23 protein-coding genes and 1 pseudogene are annotated in these 17,049 nt (G+C 71.4%); 12 read left to right on the top strand and 12 right to left on the bottom strand.

The features are described from left to right. Window positions 1-156: 156 nt before the first annotated feature. On the bottom strand, window positions 157-1,125 hold the full coding sequence (locus tag FB157_RS26305; RefSeq protein WP_145883114.1) for a diacylglycerol kinase family protein: 969 nt from the start codon (window positions 1,123-1,125) through the stop codon (window positions 157-159). A gap of 146 nt (window positions 1,126-1,271) precedes the next feature. On the opposite strand from FB157_RS26305, the gene FB157_RS26300 reads away from it, so the two are divergent. After that, on the top strand, window positions 1,272-1,715 hold the full coding sequence (locus FB157_RS26300) for a hypothetical protein (RefSeq protein ID WP_145883113.1): 444 nt from the start codon (window positions 1,272-1,274) through the stop codon (window positions 1,713-1,715). 45 nt (window positions 1,716-1,760) lie between these two features. Here the strand turns inward: FB157_RS26300 and FB157_RS26295 are convergent, their stop codons facing one another. From FB157_RS26295 to FB157_RS26285, 3 genes are all read right to left on the bottom strand, one after another. Further along, window positions 1,761-2,834 carry an RNA polymerase sigma factor SigF gene (locus tag FB157_RS26295; RefSeq protein WP_261386543.1) on the bottom strand — a complete coding sequence of 358 codons (1,074 nt, stop codon included), beginning with the start codon at window positions 2,832-2,834 and terminating at the stop codon, window positions 1,761-1,763. 17 nt (window positions 2,835-2,851) lie between these two features. Continuing rightward, window positions 2,852-3,265 (bottom strand): anti-sigma regulatory factor, encoded by a 414-nt coding sequence (locus tag FB157_RS26290; protein WP_004925829.1) that lies wholly within the window; start codon window positions 3,263-3,265, stop codon window positions 2,852-2,854. A 272-nt stretch (window positions 3,266-3,537) separates the two neighbouring features. Beyond that, on the bottom strand, window positions 3,538-3,798 hold the full coding sequence (locus FB157_RS26285; RefSeq protein WP_145883111.1) for a UBP-type zinc finger domain-containing protein: 261 nt from the start codon (window positions 3,796-3,798) through the stop codon (window positions 3,538-3,540). 62 nt (window positions 3,799-3,860) lie between these two features. Between FB157_RS26285 and FB157_RS26280 the strand changes: the two genes are divergently transcribed. Then, a complete protein-coding gene (locus FB157_RS26280; RefSeq protein ID WP_145883110.1) occupies window positions 3,861-5,453 on the top strand; it encodes a Na+/H+ antiporter in 1,593 nt (530 codons plus the stop codon). A 53-nt stretch (window positions 5,454-5,506) separates the two neighbouring features. Here FB157_RS26280 and FB157_RS26275 read toward each other — a convergent pair whose 3' ends face one another. Then, window positions 5,507-6,442, bottom strand: a complete 936-nt coding sequence (locus FB157_RS26275) for a 1-aminocyclopropane-1-carboxylate deaminase/D-cysteine desulfhydrase (protein WP_145883109.1) — start codon at window positions 6,440-6,442, stop codon at window positions 5,507-5,509. A 43-nt stretch (window positions 6,443-6,485) separates the two neighbouring features. Next, window positions 6,486-7,079, bottom strand: coding sequence for an N-acetylmuramoyl-L-alanine amidase (locus tag FB157_RS26270; RefSeq protein ID WP_145883108.1), 594 nt, complete (start codon window positions 7,077-7,079; stop codon window positions 6,486-6,488). 289 nt (window positions 7,080-7,368) lie between these two features. Between FB157_RS26270 and FB157_RS26260 the strand changes: the two genes are divergently transcribed. Beyond that, complete coding sequence (locus FB157_RS26260) at window positions 7,369-8,775, top strand: family 2B encapsulin nanocompartment shell protein (RefSeq protein ID WP_145883106.1); 1,407 nt, start codon at window positions 7,369-7,371, stop codon at window positions 8,773-8,775. 112 nt (window positions 8,776-8,887) lie between these two features. Next, complete coding sequence (locus FB157_RS26255; RefSeq protein ID WP_186581683.1) at window positions 8,888-10,018, top strand: family 2 encapsulin nanocompartment cargo protein polyprenyl transferase; 1,131 nt, start codon at window positions 8,888-8,890, stop codon at window positions 10,016-10,018. A 219-nt stretch (window positions 10,019-10,237) separates the two neighbouring features. Here the strand turns inward: FB157_RS26255 and FB157_RS26250 are convergent, their stop codons facing one another. Next, a complete protein-coding gene (locus tag FB157_RS26250) occupies window positions 10,238-10,828 on the bottom strand; it encodes a TetR/AcrR family transcriptional regulator (RefSeq protein ID WP_145883105.1) in 591 nt (196 codons plus the stop codon). A gap of 143 nt (window positions 10,829-10,971) precedes the next feature. Here FB157_RS26250 and FB157_RS26245 point away from each other — a divergent pair, with 143 nt between their 5' ends. The 4 genes from FB157_RS26245 (at window position 10,972) to FB157_RS26230 (ending at window position 12,745) form a co-directional block, all read left to right on the top strand. Continuing rightward, window positions 10,972-11,556, top strand: a complete 585-nt coding sequence (locus FB157_RS26245) for a dihydrofolate reductase family protein (RefSeq protein ID WP_145883104.1) — start codon at window positions 10,972-10,974, stop codon at window positions 11,554-11,556. Between the two features lie 26 nt (window positions 11,557-11,582). Then, complete coding sequence (locus tag FB157_RS26240; protein ID WP_145883103.1) at window positions 11,583-11,780, top strand: hypothetical protein; 198 nt, start codon at window positions 11,583-11,585, stop codon at window positions 11,778-11,780. Between the two features lie 83 nt (window positions 11,781-11,863). After that, window positions 11,864-12,286, top strand: coding sequence for a YciI family protein (locus FB157_RS26235; RefSeq protein WP_145883102.1), 423 nt, complete (start codon window positions 11,864-11,866; stop codon window positions 12,284-12,286). Window positions 12,287-12,442: 156 nt separating this feature from the next. Beyond that, entirely contained in the window at window positions 12,443-12,745 is a 303-nt protein-coding gene (locus FB157_RS26230) for a hypothetical protein (RefSeq protein ID WP_145883101.1), read from the top strand. Here FB157_RS26230 and FB157_RS26225 read toward each other — a convergent pair. From FB157_RS26225 to FB157_RS26215, 3 genes are read right to left on the bottom strand one after another with little or no spacing between them, the layout of a single operon-like run. After that, on the bottom strand, window positions 12,732-13,481 hold the full coding sequence (locus tag FB157_RS26225; RefSeq protein WP_145883100.1) for a VOC family protein: 750 nt from the start codon (window positions 13,479-13,481) through the stop codon (window positions 12,732-12,734). The two genes, FB157_RS26230 and FB157_RS26225, sit on opposite strands and share 14 nt — an antisense overlap. Before the next feature lie 44 nt (window positions 13,482-13,525). Next, the gene (locus FB157_RS26220) at window positions 13,526-13,942 is read right to left on the bottom strand and encodes a VOC family protein (protein WP_145883099.1); all 417 of its coding nucleotides are present in this window, start codon (window positions 13,940-13,942) and stop codon (window positions 13,526-13,528) included. Window positions 13,943-13,976: 34 nt separating this feature from the next. Further along, on the bottom strand, window positions 13,977-14,375 hold the full coding sequence (locus FB157_RS26215; RefSeq protein WP_145883098.1) for a helix-turn-helix transcriptional regulator: 399 nt from the start codon (window positions 14,373-14,375) through the stop codon (window positions 13,977-13,979). Between the two features lie 86 nt (window positions 14,376-14,461). On the opposite strand from FB157_RS26215, the gene FB157_RS26210 reads away from it, so the two are divergent. The 3 genes and pseudogenes from FB157_RS26210 to FB157_RS26200 all read left to right on the top strand — a co-directional run. Continuing rightward, entirely contained in the window at window positions 14,462-14,701 is a 240-nt protein-coding gene (locus FB157_RS26210) for a hypothetical protein (protein ID WP_261386542.1), read from the top strand. 16 nt (window positions 14,702-14,717) lie between these two features. Continuing rightward, complete coding sequence (locus FB157_RS26205) at window positions 14,718-14,951, top strand: hypothetical protein (protein ID WP_145883097.1); 234 nt, start codon at window positions 14,718-14,720, stop codon at window positions 14,949-14,951. Window positions 14,952-15,010: 59 nt separating this feature from the next. Further along, a pseudogene (locus FB157_RS26200) lies at window positions 15,011-15,374 on the top strand (polyphosphate kinase 2); the annotation flags it as partial. Window positions 15,375-15,528: 154 nt separating this feature from the next. On the opposite strand, the gene sodN reads toward FB157_RS26200, so the two are convergent. Continuing rightward, the gene (gene sodN / locus FB157_RS26195; protein WP_020123534.1) at window positions 15,529-15,924 is read right to left on the bottom strand and encodes a superoxide dismutase, Ni; all 396 of its coding nucleotides are present in this window, start codon (window positions 15,922-15,924) and stop codon (window positions 15,529-15,531) included. A 145-nt stretch (window positions 15,925-16,069) separates the two neighbouring features. Here sodN and sodX point away from each other — a divergent pair, with 145 nt between their 5' ends. Beyond that, window positions 16,070-16,504, top strand: coding sequence for a nickel-type superoxide dismutase maturation protease (gene sodX / locus FB157_RS26190; protein WP_145883206.1), 435 nt, complete (start codon window positions 16,070-16,072; stop codon window positions 16,502-16,504). Here sodX and FB157_RS26185 read toward each other — a convergent pair. Beyond that, entirely contained in the window at window positions 16,408-17,037 is a 630-nt protein-coding gene (locus FB157_RS26185; RefSeq protein ID WP_145883096.1) for an ABATE domain-containing protein, read from the bottom strand. The two genes, sodX and FB157_RS26185, sit on opposite strands and share 97 nt — an antisense overlap. Window positions 17,038-17,049 lie beyond the last annotated feature (12 nt).

Below are 17,049 nucleotides of genomic sequence, written 5' to 3'. Positions count from 1 at the left end.
CGATCGCCACGTAGAGACTCGCAAACCTCAGCGACGGATACAACCCCTTCCGAAAAGTTTTTTTTGATTCCTCGGTGTCGACTGGGTCACAGCCGTACTTCCATGGGGTGGATCCTGGCCTAAACGTTCGAGTGAAAGGACTTTGGCCCGTTCCGCTCACACAATCACACGCAGTGCGCGGCGTACGCCTGTGAACGTCACGCTCGTACGCAGTCCGAGGTGGTCGCCGTCCATCTGAAGGGGCAGGGGGGCCTTCGAATGCAAGGTGAACTGGTCCATGTCGTGCAGTGAGACCGTATGCCTGCCATGGGGTCCGCGCTCGGGGGACGAAGTGAGCAACTGCGTGCCATACCGGGCAACCGCGGCCGTCGACAGACGGCTGAGACCGAGCACGTCGATGCCTGTATCGAACGACGCCTTAGGTGACGTGTACATCGGGCGATTGCCGAGATACGTCCAAGGCGACGTGTTCGAGACTATGGCGACAACAAGATCGGTGATCGGGTCGGCGCCGGGGCGCTCCAGAGTGATCGCGCCGTGCCGGCGGTGCTGCTCGCCGAGGAACTGCCGGACCACCTGTCGCACGTACAGCGCGTGGGTCGACTTCTTGCCGCGCTCACGCTGCTGCTCGACCCGGCCGACCACACCCGCGTCGAAGCCGAGCCCGGCGTTGAAGGTGAACCAGCGGTCCGGCACCGCCTCGTCCTCGGTGCCGGGCGTGCCCGAGGTCAGGCCGAGCCCGACGACCCGCTCGGTTCCGTCGCGCAGCGCGTCCAGCAGGGCGCCGGTGGCCTCGACGGGATCGTTGGGCAGGCCCAGGGCGCGGGCGAAGACGTTGGTGGAGCCGCCGGGGACCACGGCGAGGCCGGGCAGGCGGTCCGGGTCGGGGCCGTCGTGCAGCAGGCCGTTGACGACCTCGTTGACGGTGCCGTCGCCGCCGAGGGCCACGACCAGGTCGATGTCGTCGCTCTCCGCGGCCTGCCGGCCCAGGTCGCGCGCGTGGCCGCGGTACTCGGTGGTGACCGCCTCCAGCTTCATCTCGCTGGCGAGTGCGTGGATCAGCACGTCACGCCTGCGTGCGCTTGTGGTGGTTGCCGCCGGATTGACCACGAGAAGTGCACGCATGGATGGCAGCGTACCTACTGGGGGGTACCCGGCCCAGACCGAGGTAGGGATCAGGTAAGAGGCGAGGGCGTGAGCCTGGACACTCACCACCGCACCGGACCCGGGGCGGAGGCCGCCGCCGTAGGGTGCGGGGCTACGCTTCTGGCGTGAGCAGTGAGCAGAAATCCGCCCCGGAAACGACCGAAGCCGCCGAGCCCCGCCCGCGCCGGCTGACGTACGCGGCGGCGCTGGCCGGGCTGGAGGGTGCCGCCCTGGTGATCGGCGGCGTCTGGATCCTCGTCCTCGGACTCACGGGCGATCCCGACGACCGGCAGCAGGCCGTGACCGGCGGGATCACCCTGATGGTGCTCGCGCTGCTGCCGCTGCTCGCCGCGCGCGGTCTGCTGCTCAGGCGCAGCTGGAGCCGTGGCCCCGCCGTCATCACGCAGATCATGGCGCTTCCGGTGGCCTACAACCTGCTCAAGGCCGACAGCATGGCCATCCCGGGGGGCATCGCTCTGGCCGTCGTGGCGATCGCCGCGCTGGTGCTGCTGGTGAACTCGGCGACGACCCAGGCCCTCGGGATCAAGGGACCGGGCCGGGCCGAGTAGGACTCCCCCCTGGGCGCTCACCCAGGGGTGCTCACCCGTCGGCGCTCACTCCTCGACGAGCAGCTTCTCCCGCAGCTGGGCGAGGGTTCTCGCGAGCAGCCGGGAGACGTGCATCTGCGAGATGCCGACCTCCTGCGCGATCTGCGACTGCGTCATGTTCCCGAAGAAGCGCAGCAGCAGGATCCGCTTCTCGCGCGGCGGCAGGTCCTCCAGCAGCGGCTTGAGGGACTCGCGGTACTCCACGCCCTCCAGCGCCTCGTCCTCGGCGCCGAGGGTGTCGGCGACCGCCGGGGACTCGTCGTCGGTGTCGGGGACGTCCAGGGACAGGGTGGAGTACGCGTTGGCGGACTCCAGGCCCTCCAGGACCTCCTCCTCGGAGATGGCCAGCTTCTCGGCCAGCTCGTGGACCGTGGGGGAGCGGCCGTGCTGCTGGGACAGCTCGGCCGTCGCCGTCGTCAGCGCGAGGCGCAGCTCCTGCAGCCGGCGCGGCACGCGGACCGCCCAGCCCTTGTCGCGGAAGTGCCGCTTGATCTCGCCGACGACGGTCGGGGTGGCGTACGTGGAGAACTCCACGCCGCGCTCGGGGTCGAAGCGGTCGACCGACTTGATCAGGCCGATCGTGGCGACCTGGGTGAGGTCGTCGAGCGGCTCGCCGCGGTTGCGGAAGCGGCGCGCCAGGTGTTCGACGAGCGGCAGGTGCATACGGACCAGCTGGTTGCGCAGCTCCGCGTACTCCGGGCTGCCCTGGTTCAGCTTGCGCAGCTCGATGAACATCGCACGCGCCCCGCTGCGGTCCTGCGGGTCGTGGTGAGTGGCCTGCACGGCCTCCGCGCCCAGCGCGTCGTCCTCGGCGTATCGCTCGTGCTCGCTCATCGTCCCGCCCGTAGCCCTTCCCCGAGCCCTCGCCTCCGCGTGGGCGGCGGATCCGATCCCGCCGCGTCCCTCCGGAGGCGCGCTCTGCACGGCACCGTCGCTGCCGGCCTCGGCGGAGTCCTCCTCCGGATGCGGCCTGGCCTGCTCGGGGATGCCGTCGATGCCGTCCGCCATGCGTCGGGAACCGTCCGCGGGGCTTCGGTCCCCCGTCGGCAGCTCCCGTGTGCCGCGCTCTTCGTCCCGCACCGGCCCGTCCCCGTTCCTCACGCCGGCCCGGGGCCCGCGCCGCGCTGTTTGTAGAGGCTGATCGACACGGTCTTGTCCTCGTCGACGGCGGACGAGACCTTGCCCGCGAGGGCCGAGAGCACCGTCCAGGCGAAGGTGTCCCGCGAGGGGGCGTGGCCGTCGGTGGTCGGCGCCGACACCGTGACCTCCAGCGAGTCGTCGACGAGCCGGAAGACGCAGCTGAGCACAGAGCCGGGCACGGCCTGTTGCAGCAGGATCGCGCAGGCCTCGTCCACGGCGATGCGCAGGTCCTCGATCTCGTCCAGGGTGAAGTCCAAGCGGGCCGCAAGACCGGCCGTGGCCGTCCGCAGCACCGACAGGTAGGCACCCGCAGCCGGCAGCCGGACTTCCACGAAGTCCTGGGTCGCGGGCTCGCCTGCGATCTGGGACACCCTCACCTCCATGGTGGTACAAGCTTTACGGGGCCGAGGGTTGCCCCTCGGGGTAACGCACACGTGGTTCCGCGGTGACGCTATCGCGCTCCGAACGGTCCTGTCCCCGGGACCCCAACCCCCTGGCGTCACTCACAGTAAAGCTGTGGATACGCTCCGTGTCTAGAGGGTTTGCGGGCCCAAATGGGAAGAGCGCGCGCCGGGTTGACGTACCCCGGTGTCAGACGCTCGAACCGTCCACGGCCGCGGCCGTATGCCGTGTCAGTGCAGTGTCACACGAGAACGTGGTCGACGAAGCACCACCGCCAGTCCTCGCCGGGTTCGAAGGTCCGCATCACCGGGTGACCGGACGTCTCGTGGTGCTCCGTCGCGTGTCTGCCGGGCGAGGAGTCGCAGCAGCCGATGTGGCCGCAGGACAGGCAGAGCCGCAGCTGCACCGGATGCGTCCCGCGCGCGAGACACTCCGGGCAGGTCTCGCTCAGCGGCTCGGGCTCGGGGTGCGGCAGCGCGTCGGAGTGCGTGCACTGTTTCATGATTGCCAGATTACGACGGGCGTGCGGGTGACCGTGCGGAAAAACGAGGGTGGGCGAGGACCATGGATGTGATGCCGCTGCTGTTGCTGGTGGCGGGCAGCGCCGCGGTGGCGGGGGCCGCCCGGCGCACCCCGGTGCCGGCGCCGCTGCTGCTGGTCGCGGTCGGTCTGGCGGTCTCCTACGTCCCCAGGATGCCGGACTACACCCTCGACCCCAAGATCGTCCTGCCGCTGCTGCTGCCTCCGCTGCTGTACACCTCGGCGACCGACAGCTCCTACCTCGACCTGCGGGCCCAGATCCGGCCCGTGGCGCTGCTGTCGGTGGGCTACGTGCTCTTCGCGACCTTCGCCGTCGGCTGGGCCGCCTACGTGCTCATCCCCGGGATGCCGCTGACCGCCGCCCTGGTGCTGGGCGCGGTGGTGGCGCCGCCGGACGCGGTGGCCGCCACGGCGGTGGCGCGCCGGGTCGGTCTGCCGTCCCGGATCACGACGGTCCTGCAGGGCGAGTCGCTGCTGAACGACGCCACCGCGATCACCGCCTACAAGGTGGCCGTCGCCGCGGTCGTCGGCGAGGGCGCCACCTGGGCGGGCGGGATCCGGGAGTTCCTGCTCGCGGCGGTCGGCGGCGTCGGCGTGGGTCTCGTCCTCATGGCGCCGCTGCACTGGCTGCGCACGCACCTGAAGGAACCCCTCCTGCAGAACACCCTCTCCCTGCTGATCCCGTTCGTCGCCTACGGCGTCGCCGAACAGCTGCACGCCTCCGGGGTCCTCGCGGTCGTGGTCGTCGCCCTCTACCTCGGTCACCGCGCGTGGGAGGTCGACTTCGCCACCCGGCTTCAGGAGGAGGCGGTGTGGAAGATGGTCGCCTTCATCCTGGAGTCGGCTGTCTTCGCCCTGATCGGCCTGCAGCTGCCGGTCGTCCTCAAGGGGCTCGGGGGATACGAGGGCGTCAAGGCGACCTGGTACGCCGTCGCCCTCTTCCTCGTCGTCGTCCTCGCCCGGTTCGTCTGGGTGTACCCGGGGACCTTCCTGCCCCGCCTGCTGTCGGCGCGGATCAGGGAACGCGAGGAGAACCCCACCTGGCGGGGCGCGATGGTCACCTCGTGGGCCGGCATGCGGGGTGTGGTCTCCCTGGCCATCGCCTTCTCCATCCCCACCGTGCACGACGGCCACCCCTTCCCGCAGCGCAACCTGATCCTGTTCCTGACCTTCACCACCGTCATCGGCACCCTGGTCGTGCAGGGCCTGACGCTGCCCCCGCTGATCCGCCTGCTGAGGTTCCCCGGCCGCGACCGGCAGGCCGAGACGCTCGCCGAGGCCAACGCCCAGGCGCAGGCCTCGCGGGCCGCCGAGAACCGCCTGGACGAACTCCTCTCCGACGAGCGCAACGCCCTGCCCCCGCCGCTCGCCGACCGCCTGCGCATGGTCCTGGAGCGCCGCCGCAACGCCGTCTGGGAGCGCCTCGGCCAGGTCAACCCGGTCACCGGAGAGTCCGTGGACGACACCTACCGACGGCTGTCGCGCGAGATGATCGGCGCCGAACGCGAGGTCTTCGTCCGCCTCCGCGACCATCGCCACATCGACGACGAGATGCTCCGCGCCCTGCTCCGCAGACTCGACCTGGAGGAGGCGGCCGCATACCGGGAGGCGGGCTAGCCAGGGGGTTTCGTCTGGATCAGGTCGGACCCGGACCGATCCTGGTTCGACAACTAGGCCCGCTGGCGGCGGTCGCTGTCCGAGCGGCCCTGGGCCTGCGGGAAGGGCCGCCCGGTGATGACCGCCGCGATGGTCGTACCGCGCGTGAAGGCGCCTTCCTCCGCCAGCGTGGTGAGTCCGTGCAGCAACTTGGCGACATAGAGACGTTCCACGGGCAGTCCGTGGCGCCGTTCGAAGTTCTCCGCGAAGGCGTCGAGCTCGGCAGTCGTGCGGGCGTATCCGCCGAAGTGGAAGCGGTCGTCCAGGGACCAGGTGCCGGTGCGGGTGCCGAAGGCGTGCTCCTGGAGGGTCTGTATGTCGGCCTCCAGGAAGCCGCCCTTCAGGACCGGTATGCCCAGCGCGCGCTGTCCGGGGGCCAGGCCGGCGGCGAGTCCGGCGAGGGTGCCGCCGGTGCCGCAGGCGACCGCGACGACGTCGGAGCGGCCGCGCAGCTCCTCGCCCAGAGCCCGGCAGCCGCGTACGGCCGCGGCGTTGCTGCCGCCCTCGGGTACGACGTACGCCCCCTCGGCACCGGCCTCGCGCAGGATCGCGGCGAGCGTCGCCGGTTCGCTCTTGTGCCGGTACATCGACCTGTCGACAAAGTGCAGCCGCATGCCGGCGGCCGCGCAGCGGGACAGGGACGGGTTGAGCGGGCGGTCGGCCAGCTCCTGGCCGCGGACCACCCCGACCGTGGCCAGGCCGAGGAGCCGGCCCGCGGCGGCGGTGGCCCGCAGATGGCTGGAGTACGCCCCGCCGAAGGTGACCAGCTCGCGGCCGCGCGCCGCCTCCAGGTTCGGCGCCAGCTTGCGCCACTTGTTGCCGATCAGCTCCGGGTGGATCAGGTCGTCCCGCTTGAGCAGCAGACGCAGGCCGTGCCGGTCGAACCGGTCGTCCCGGACCTCCACGAGAGGGGAGGGCAGGCGCGGGGCGAGCGGGCCGGTGCTGGTCACCGCCTCATTGTCGCCCTGCGCCGGTCCGGTCCGGCAACCGCACCTACGCCTTCAGGTGCTCCTCGACCCGGTCGCGCAGCCAGGCCATCGAGAAGCCGCGCGGGTCCACCTTGCCCGGCTGCCACTCCAGGTGGCCGATGACCGAGCGCTCGGTCCAGCCGTGGTGCCGGCACACCGCCGTGGCGGCACGCACGATCGCTTCCAGCTGCGCCTCGGGCCAGGGATCCTCGCCGTCGCCCAGGTTCTCGCACTCGAAGCCGTAGAAGTGCCGGTTGCCGTCGGTGTTCACCTCGTTCTCCGGGGGCAGCCGTTTCTCGGCGATCACCGCGCGCAGGACGTCGTCGTCGCCGAGGCCGGCGTGGTTGGCTCGGCCGTAGCCGACCAGATGGACCGTGCCGTCCTTGGTGATCACTCCATGGCACAGCGGGCCCGGCAGCTCCGCGTGGCCGGTCCGGCAGAGCTCCACGGTGCGGGCGCTGCCCCGGGTCACCGTGTGGTGGATCATCACGCCGTGGACGGGACCCCAGGGGCCCTTGTGATTGCGGTTGTGGGTCCGCCAGTCGCCGACCTCGACGACCTGGACGCCCTCCGCTCGAAGCGCGTCCAGGAACCCGTTCGCGGACATGGGTGGGGCCATGACCGCCTCCTTCGTGCTGTGCCCGGTGGCCGCGGGGGCGCGGCCCTGTCGTACCGCTGCTTCTACCGAAACCGGACGTCCCGGACTACATCGTTCGCACGCTGTGCGAGCCGATCCGGACAGGTCACGCGGGGTGGGGCACTGGACACGGTCCCTCTTTCTGCCCGGTAATCCGATGATCCATTCCCGCTCTTTCGGGTAATGGCGCGTGCGCTCTCCGTAATGGAAGGCTCGCTCGCGAGACCGGTGTGCGACTCGGCGCCGGACATACATGAGAGGGCTTTTCCTTATGTCGGTAGGCGAAGAGGTCCGCACGGAGCAGGGCAAGCCGCAGCAGTCTCTCGGCACGGCGGCAGCGCGGAACCTGGCCACCACGACCAAGTCCGCCCCGCAGATGCAGGAGATCACCTCCCGCTGGCTGCTGCGGACCCTGCCCTGGGTGGATCTCCAGGGCGGCACGTACCGGGTGAACCGGCGCCTGACGTTCGCCGTCGGCGACGGCCGCATCACCTTCGTGAAGACCGGGGACCAGGTGGAGGTGATCCCCGCCGAACTCGGTGAGCTCCCGGCCCTGCGGTCGTACGAGGACCAGGAGGTGCTCACCGAGCTGGCCCGGCGCTGCCGGCAGCGGGACTTCGCGCCGGGCGAGGTCATCGCCTCCTTCGGCAACCAGACCGACGAGGTGTACCTGCTGGCCCACGGCAGGGTCGAGAAGGTCGGCACGGGCCCGTACGGCGACGACGCGGTCCTCGGTGTCCTCGCCGACGGCGCCTACTTCGGCGAGGCGGCGCTGCTGGACCCGGACGCCATCTGGGAGTACACGGCCCGCGCGAACACCGCGTGCACGGTGCTGATCCTCGCCCGCCAGGACTTCGAGCAGGTCGCGGAGCGCTCCGACTCGCTGCGCGAGCACGTCCGGGAGCTGCGCGCGCTCCCGGAGCAGCGGACCAACAAGTACGGCGAGAAGGAGGTCGCGCTGGCGGCCGGCCACAGCGGCGAGCCGGAGATCCCGCACACCTTCGTCGACTACGAGGCCCGGCCGCGCGAGTACGAGCTGAGCATCGCCCAGACAGTGCTGCGCATCCACACGCGCGTGGCCGACCTGTACAACCAGCCGATGAACCAGACCGAGCACCAGCTGCGGCTCACGGTCGAGGCGCTGAAGGAGCGCCAGGAGCACGAGCTGATCAACAACCGCGAGTTCGGGCTGCTGAACAACTGCGAGTACGACCAGCGGCTCCAGCCGCACGACGGCGTGCCCAGCCCGGACGACATGGACGAGCTGCTCAGCCGCCGGCGCGGCACCAAGCTCTTCCTCGCCCACCCGCGCGCGATCGCCGCGTTCGGGCGCGAGCTGAACAAGCGCGGTCTGGTCCCGGAGACCGTCGAGATCGGCGGCAACCGCATTCCCACCTGGCGCGGTGTGCCGATCTACCCGTGCAACAAGATCCCTGTCACGCCGGAGCGCACGACCTCGATCATCGCCATGCGTACCGGCGAGGACGAGCAGGGCGTCATCGGCCTGCGGCAGTCCGGCATCCCGGACGAGATCGAGCCGAGCCTGTCCGTGCGGTTCATGGGCATCAACGAGCAGGCCGTCATCAACTACCTGGTGACGGCTTACTACTCGGCCGCCGTCCTGGTGCCCGACGCGCTCGGTGTGCTGGAGAACGTCGAGATCGGCCGGTGGAGGTGACGTTTCCGCACTTCGCGGCCGTGTTCCCGCCCTTCGGGGCGGGTACACCCTCGGGGTATGCGTCCAGCCGGAGCGGAAGCGCCACCGTCCGCGGACTGTGCGAGGGGGACTCATGGCCGAGTTCATGACGGAGACCAAACAGCGTTCACCCGCGACGGGTGAACGGCGGGGGCCGGCCGGTGACGCCGGGGCCGGCCCGCTCGACGGGCAGGAGGCGGCCGCGCTGCTGGAGCGGACCCGGGCCGTCGTCGACCCGGAGCTGCGTGCGGCGGTCGAGTCGCTGCCCGGCTCGATGCGCCGGATCGCGCTCTACCACTTCGGGTGGGAGCACGCGGACGGCACTGCGGCGGCAGGCAACGCGGGCAAGGCCATAAGGCCCGCGCTGGTCCTCGCCGCGGCCGCCGCGCTCGGCGGCCCGCGGGCGCGGACGGCGGCCGTCCGGGCGGCCGTGGCGGTCGAACTGGTCCACAACTTCACACTGCTGCACGACGACGTGATGGACCGCGACAGCTCCCGCAGGCACCGGGCCACGGCGTGGACCGTCTTCGGCGACGCGGACGCCATCCTCGCCGGGGACGCCCTGCAGGCGCTGGCCCTGCGGCTGCTCGCCGAGGATCCGCACCCGGCCTCGGGCGCGGCCGCGGTCCGGCTCGCCGACTGTGTCGTGGAGCTGTGCGCCGGACAGCACACCGACACGGCCATGGAACGGCGTGCGCCGGGCGAGGTCACCCTGGACGAAGCGCTCGCCATGGCCGAGGCCAAGACCGGAGCTCTGCTGGGCTGCGCCTGCGCGCTCGGCGCGCTGTACGCGGGCGCCGACGCGCAGGACGTGGCGGCGCTGGACGGCTTCGGCCGCCAGGCGGGGCTCGCCTTCCAGCTGATCGACGACGTGATCGGCATATGGGGGGACCCGCAGCACACCGGCAAGCCGGCCGGCGCGGATCTCGCGGTCCGCAAGAAGTCCCTGCCGGTGGTGGCCGCGCTGGTGTCCGGCACCCCGGCGGCCGCGGAACTCGCCGCGCTGTACGGGAAGCCGTATGCGCAGGGGGAGTCCGGGGGCGGCGGGGAGATCGCGCGTACGGCCCTCGCCGTCGAGCGGGCCGGCGGCCGCGACTGGGCGCAGGCCGAGGCGGCCGACCGCATGGCCCTGGCCATGCAGGAGCTGGCCCGCGCCGTGCCCGCGCCGGAGGCGGCGGGCGGTCTGCTGGCCCTGGCCGAGTTCGTGACCCGGCGCAGCAGTTGAGGCCGCGGTGACACGCGGCCGGTAAGGACCCCGGAGCCACCGGGACCGTGCGGCTCCTGACCCCGCACGACCTCCCGGGGGCTCCGGCCGGAGGGCCCCGCACATCCCCACGGTGTGCGGGGCTCGCCCACTGCCCGGTCCGGGGGCGGGCCCTCGCTGCCGGCGCCGGAGGGTGCCGCTCTCCTGGGGGCGGGCTGCTGCGGTGAGCGGTGCGCCGGGCTACCCCTCCGGCACGATCGTCGTCACGATCCTGTCGACCAGCCCCTCCGGCACGCCCACCCCGTCCAGGACTCCGTCCAGGACACCCGGCAGGGTCAGATGCTCCAGGATGAGGCCGAGCATCGCGAGGTAGAGCACGGTGACGGTCTCGTCGCCGCCGGGCAGGCCGGACCGCCGGTGGAATTCGATGCCCTGCTCCAGGTCTCCGCGCACCGACTTGGTGAAGGAGGCCCGCAGTTCGGGGCGCCGGGTGGCCTCCAGCCGCATCTCCAGCAGGGCCAGATAGCCGGTCCGGTCACGGGTGGCCCGGTCCATGATGTCCTGCATGAGGGTCCTGACCAGGGAGCGGTCACGGGGCCGGCGCAGCAGCGCCTCCATCACCTCGGGATCCGGCGCGAGCCGTACGTGCAGCCGGGCGTCGATCTGGCGGAGCAGGTCCTCACGGCTGGCGAAGTAGTTGGACGCGGTGCCGGTGGGCACGCCCGCCTCGCCGTCCACCGCGCGGAACGTCAGCCCGCGCGCGCCCTCCCGCGAGAGCACCTCGATGCCGGCGTCCACCAGCGCCGCCCGCCGTTCCGGATTGCCCGCCATACGGAACCCCTTCTCTTACTTGTCCTCGGTGCCGACAGCATCCCGGAAAAAGCTTGCCACCACTACATCCGGAGTACTACAACTGAAGCACTACAGGCGGAGTGGTTGGTTGATCGCTCCGCAGCCTACGGAAAGAGACCGGCTTGCGAAAGCTCACGTACTTCATCGCCTGCTCGCTCGACGGCTTCATCGGCGACGAACACGGCGACGCCACCGCGATGTTCCGCTTCCTGGACGAGGAGTACATCGACTTCCTCAAGGCGGAGTTCGCGGAGACCCTGCCCACCCATGCCCGCAGGCAGCTCGGCATGGACCACCTGGAGAACCGGCGGTTCGACACCGTCATCCAGGGCCGGGCCAGCTACGAGGTGGCGCTGAAGGAGGGCATCACCAGCCCCTACGCCCACCTGCGCGAGTACGTCGCGTCGCGCACCCTGGGCACCTCGCCCGATCCGAACGTCGAGATCATCGACGGCGACCTGACCGGCCGGGTCCGCGAACTCAAGGCGCAGGACGGCGGGTTGGACATCTACCTGTGCGGCGGCTCCCAGCTCGCGGGGGCGCTGCTCGACGAGATCGACGAACTCGTCATCAAGACCTACCCGATCGTCTACGGCACCGGCATGCCGATGTTCGGCACCGGCCTCGACATCAAGGAGTTCATCCTGGACTCGGTGCGCACCTTCGGCAACGGCGCGCTCGTGCGCACGTACCGCAGGAAGCGCTGAGGCCCCGCCCGCCCTACCCTGGGGTCATGGACAGCGAAGAACACGTCTGTCCCGTATGCGGACAGCCTGTCGACACGGTCGTCCGGCGGCACAAGACGCTGGGCATCTGGGTCCCGCTGTGGGGTCCCGGCCCCTGCTACAACCCGAAGTGCGCGGCCCACGCCGACCTCACCGTCGGCCTGGAACGCCCCGCCCCGCAGGACTCCGCCGCGAAGAAGTCCTGAGCCTGCGGCGAGAATCCGGCCCGGCTCCGACGTCCCCGTGCGAGCCGCCCGCAGGGGGCGGCCCCGAGCCGAAGGAGCGGACCATGAAGTACCTGGTCATGGTGCAGGGCACGCAGGCGGACTACGACGCGATGGCAGGCCGGCCCTCCGAGCACGCCCCGTCCTGGACCGAGGTGGAGCTCAAGGCCATGTACCTGTACATGGGCGCGATCAGCGACGACCTCGCCGAGTCCGGTGAGCTCGTCGAGGCCCAGGGGCTGGCCGAGCCCGCGCGGACCCGGCTGGTCGCGCGCGGCGGGGACGGCCGGACCGTGATCACCGACGGCCCGTACGGCGAGACCGAGGCGCTGATGGCCGGCTACTGGGTGGTGGACTGCGCGAGCCTGGACCGGGTCACCGAGATCGCGGAGCGCGTCACCCGCTGCCCCGGCCCCGAGGGCCTGACCGACTACCCCGTGGTGATCCGGCCCGTCATGGACGGCGCCGGGGACATCCGCGCCGGATGACCGGCCCGAACGACACCGAGGACCGGGCGGCCGGCTGATCCGGTACTGCCCGCAGCCGCGCGCGGCCCGGCCGAGGCCGTAGCGTGGCCGCATGCCGAAGCTTCCGCACATCGTTCACATCACCGAACTGGTGGTGCCGGCCGTGGAGCCCTGGGGGTGAGCGAACAGCGCGGTGCGCGCCGCCGGTTGTGGCGCTGGGTGCTCTGCACCTGGGCCGTGGCGGTGGTCGCCGGGGGCGGGCTCACCCTGTGGCTCCAGGACTCGGTCCGGCCGCAGGGGCCGTACGGGTGGGAGAACGGGGACGGGGCGACGCCGCGGAACGCGTACGGCGGTACGCCCGGCCCGCTCCACACCTCGAGCGGGGACGACGACGCGTGCCCGCCCGGCCCGGAGCCCGGGCCGGCGCAGCGGGCGGGCCGGAGCGCCGTCCTCTGCCTGTACGCGACTACGCGTCACTGACCGCCGACGGCAGCCCGCCCGTCTCGGGGTCCCGGCCGGTCAGGCAGTACGTGCCGCCAGCCGGGTCGCGCAGTACCGCCCAGTGCGGGCCCTGGTGGACGCGGACGGCGCCGAGGCGCTCGTGCCGGGCCCGGGTCGCCGCGATGTCCGCGCAGGCGAGGTCCAGGTGGGCGGAGGCCGGGCGTTCGTCGTCGAGCCGCTGGAGCAGGATCCGGACGGGCAGGCCCGCGGGCGGCCGGAGCACCCGGAACTCCGGCAGGGAACCCGCCAGCAGCTCCCAGCCGGTCAGCGCGGCCCAGAACGCGGTCTCGGCGTCGTACACCGAGGGCGGGACGTCCAGGCACACCTGGTCCAGACGGCTGCCGTCGACCACCGGTGGCCGTACCGTCTCGCCGTTCCAGGCCCCGACGCAGAACGACTGCCCGCCGGGCGAGCGGAGCACGGCCCAGTCGCGGTGTTCGGCGACCGGAGCCGCGCCGAGGCGGGTGGCCGTCTCCACGAACGCTCGCACGTCCTCGACGAAGAGGTCGAGATGGGCCCCGCCGTCCCCGTCGAGGGTGCCCTGGAGCTTCACACAGGGGTCCGCCCCGTCCGGCAGCAGCGTCACGAACTCCTGTCGCTCACCGCGGAATTCGGACAACCTGGTGCCGGTGACGGCCGTCCAGAAGGCGCGGGCCTCGGCCAGGCGGGCGGCGGGGCGGTCGATGAAGGCATACGTCCAGCGGATGGTGTTCATGGCGGGGATCGTAAGCAGCCGTCCCCGCCGCACCGGGGGGAATTTCAGTCCGCGGGCCGCTCCAGGAACCGCAGCATGTTCCCGGCCGGGTCCCGGAAGGCACAGTCGCGGACCCCGTACGGCTGGTCCGTCGGCTCCTGGAGCACGTCGCCGCCGGCCTCCCGGACCCGTGCGTACAGACCGTCGCAGTCCTCGGTGGTGAAGATGACCCCGCGCAGCAGCCCCTTGGCGAGCAGCTCGGCGATCGCCTGCTTGTCGGCGGGGGAGATGTCCGGGCTCGCGCCGGGCGGCTCCAGCACGATCTCCACGTCCGGCTGGAGCGGCGAGCCCACGGTGACCCACCGCATCCCCTCGAAGCCCACGTCGTTGCGGACCTCCATGCCGAGCACGTCACAGTAGAAGTGGAGCGCCTTGTCGTGGTCGTCAACGGCGATGAAGCACTGCTTGAGTTTCAGGTCCATGGCTTCACGCTAGGCGAGGCCCGGCCGGAGTGCTTCAGTACGGGCGGCGGCGTGGACGGGTGAAGGAGCGGGCCACGCAGGACGGGATCACCGCGCTCTCCTCGTGCGGGCGGGCCCGGTAGGCGCTCGGCGTCTCGCCGACCAGCTCGGTGAACCGGGAGCTGAAGGAGCCGAGGGAGGTGCAGCCCACCGCGAAGCACACCTCGGTCACGGTGAGGTCGCCGCCGCGCAGCAACGCCTTGGCCCGCTCGACCCGGCGGGTCATCAGATAGCTGTACGGCGTCTCCCCGTACGCCTTGCGGAAGCTGCGCTGGAAGTGCCCGGGCGACATGTGGGCGCCACGGGCCAGCTCGGTCATGTCGAGCGGCTCGGCGTACTCGCGGTCCATGCGGTCACGCACCCGCCGCAGCCGTACCAGGTCCTCCAGAGTCACCTCCCCAGCTTGGCACAGAGCGCCTCGGGCCCGGCCCGGACGTCCACGGCCCGGCCGGAACGCGTTCACACAGGAACGCCGGCCGCATGGCGGCCGCCTGGCTGATCACGCTGCCCGCGGCCGCGCTGGTCGGAGGGCTCGCCGCGAGCGTGGTCAAGCACGGCGGCAACGCCGGTACGGCCGTGATCGCGCTGGTCGCCGTCGCCCTCGCGACGGTCATCGTGCTCGCCTCGCGCCGCAACCCGGTGCACGCGAACAATGTGAACGACCACCACGAGGTCACCGTCCGCACCACCGTGTCGACCGACGTCGACACGGCCGCCTGAGCCACGGAGAGCCGACATGCATCTGGACTGGACCGCACTCGGCCAGGTCACCGCGGTGAGCATCGTCGTCAGCGTCGCGGTGGTCGCCGTCTTCGCCCTCGGCGTCCTGGGCCTCGCCCGCGTCGAGGCCGCACGTGAGCAGCCCGGCGGCAGCTCGCCCCTGGGCCTCGCCCAGGCGGGGCCGTGCTTCCTCGCCTGTGCGGCCGTGGTGGCGTACGGGATCTTTCTGATCGTGCCTCAGTTCCACTGAGCGGCGCCGAGGGGACGAGACGACACCTCTGATGACGGACGGCCTGCGGGTCGACGACGGGCTTCTGCTCGGACGACGAGTACCGGCGCTTCATGCGCCAGGCACCCCTGTTCGAGCGGATGCTCGTCGACGACGGCGTCGACCTGGTCAAGTTCTGGTTCTCCGTCTCGCAGAGCGAGCAGCGCACCCGCTTCACGATCCGTCAGGTCGACCCCGTACGGCAGTGGAAGCTTCAGCCCTATGGACCTGGCCTCGCTGGACCGCTGGGACGACTACACCGCCGCCAAGGTCGCCATGTTCCGCGAGACGGACACCGAGCACGCCCCGTGGACCGTCGTGAAGAGCAACGACAAGAAGCGCGCCCGGGTCGAGGCCATGCGCAGTGTCCTGGCGCGCTTCGCCAGCACCGACAAGGACGACCAGGACCACCAGGCCCACCAGGCCCGGTCCCAGGGGCGGCCCTGGGGCGGGCGGGCCGAGTCCGAAGGCCGCCCGGCCGGGCGCGGAAAAACCACACCCGGCCCCCGGGCGTGCCGTGTTCGGCGGCCCCGGGACCGGGTGTGGGAAGGCGGGACGCTCAGGCCTTCTTGGTCTCCCAGAAGATCTTGTCGATCTGGGCGATGTAGTCCAGAGCCTTCTGGCCCGTGGCCGGGTCGGTGGACGCCTTGGCGGCCGAGAGGGCCTTCAGGGCGTCGTTCACCAGCTGGTGCAGCTCCGGGTACTTCTCGAAGTGCGGGGGCTTGAAGTAGTCGCTCCAGAGCACGGAGACGTGGTGCTTGGCCAGCTCCGCGCGCTGCTCCTTGATGACGGTGGCACGCGCCTGGAAGTGCGGGTCGTCGTTGGCGGCCATCTTTTCCTGAACGGCCTTCACGGACTCCGCCTCGATGCGGGCCTGGGCCGGGTCGTACACACCGCAGGGCAGGTCGCAGTGCGCGCTGACCTTGACCTTGGGGGCAAACAGGCGGGAAAGCATGGAGCATTCCTTCCTCGTGATCGTCTTCTCAGGTGCGACATTACTCCCTGGGGGACGGGTTTTCGTGAGTGCCCCCTAGGGCTTAGGACAAAAGTCCAGGGTCAGACTGAGACTGGTGGAGGAACGGACCGGGGAGGTGCCGGGGATGCCGGAGCTGTCGCAGGAGACCGAGCGGGGGAGGGCCGGGGCGCCCTTCGGGCTGGCCGAGGTGACCGGCCCGTCCATGGTTCCCACGCTGCATCACGGGGACCGGCTGCTGCTGCAGTACGGGGCCGCGGTCAGGCCGGGGGACGTCGTCGTCCTGCGTCATCCCTTCCAGCAGGACCTGCTGGTCGTCAAGCGTGCCGTGGAGCGGCGCGACGGCGGCTGGTGGGTGCTCGGGGACAATCCGTACGCGGGCGGGGACAGCACCGACTACGGGGTCGTGCCCGAGGAGCTGATCCTCGGCAGGGCGCGGTTCAGGTACCGGCCGCTCAGGGACGGTCAGCGCTCGCCGCTGGCGCTGGCGCGCTGGGTGTTCTCGGCCGTCAGGCCCCTGCTGCCCGACCGGTCGGCCTCCAGGCGCTTGCGGGCGCGGTAGGCGGCCACGTTGGCGCGGGTCGCGCAGCGGTCCGAGCAGTAGCGCCTTGAGCGGTTGGTGGACGTGTCGAGGTAGGCGTTGCGGCAGGGCGTGGCCTGGCACAGGCCGAGGCGGTCGACGCCGTACTCGGTCAGGTGGAACGCCAGGCCCATCGCCGCTATGGCCGCGTAGCCCGCGGTGGCGTTGGACGGGTGGTCGGCCAGGTGCATGTGCCACAGCGGGCGGCCGTCGTCGTCGCGGTAGTCGTGCCCGGAGATCTGCGGGCTGACCGGGAACTCCAGCAGCAGGGAGTTCAGCAGGTCCACGGCGAGCGTCTCGTCCCCCTGGTCCGCCGCCTCGAAGACCGCGCGCAGCCTGCCCCGTACCGAGCGGAAGCGCGTGACGTCGGCGTCGGTGGCGCGGCGGGCCGCGGACGCGTTCACCCCGAAGAGGTCGCGGACGGCCTCGACCGAGGTCAGTGAGTCCTTGCCCCGGACCGGTTCCTCGCTGTTGACGAGGCGTACGGCGTAATCCGAGTAATAGGCCAGTTCCACTTGTAGTCCTTA

Origin of the sequence: Streptomyces sp. BK340, assembly GCF_007827595.1 — a bacterium.
Lineage (GTDB): Bacteria > Actinomycetota > Actinomycetes > Streptomycetales > Streptomycetaceae > Streptomyces.
The sequence above is the reverse complement of the archived record's forward strand: the minus strand, read 5'-3'. Positions and strand labels throughout refer to the sequence as shown.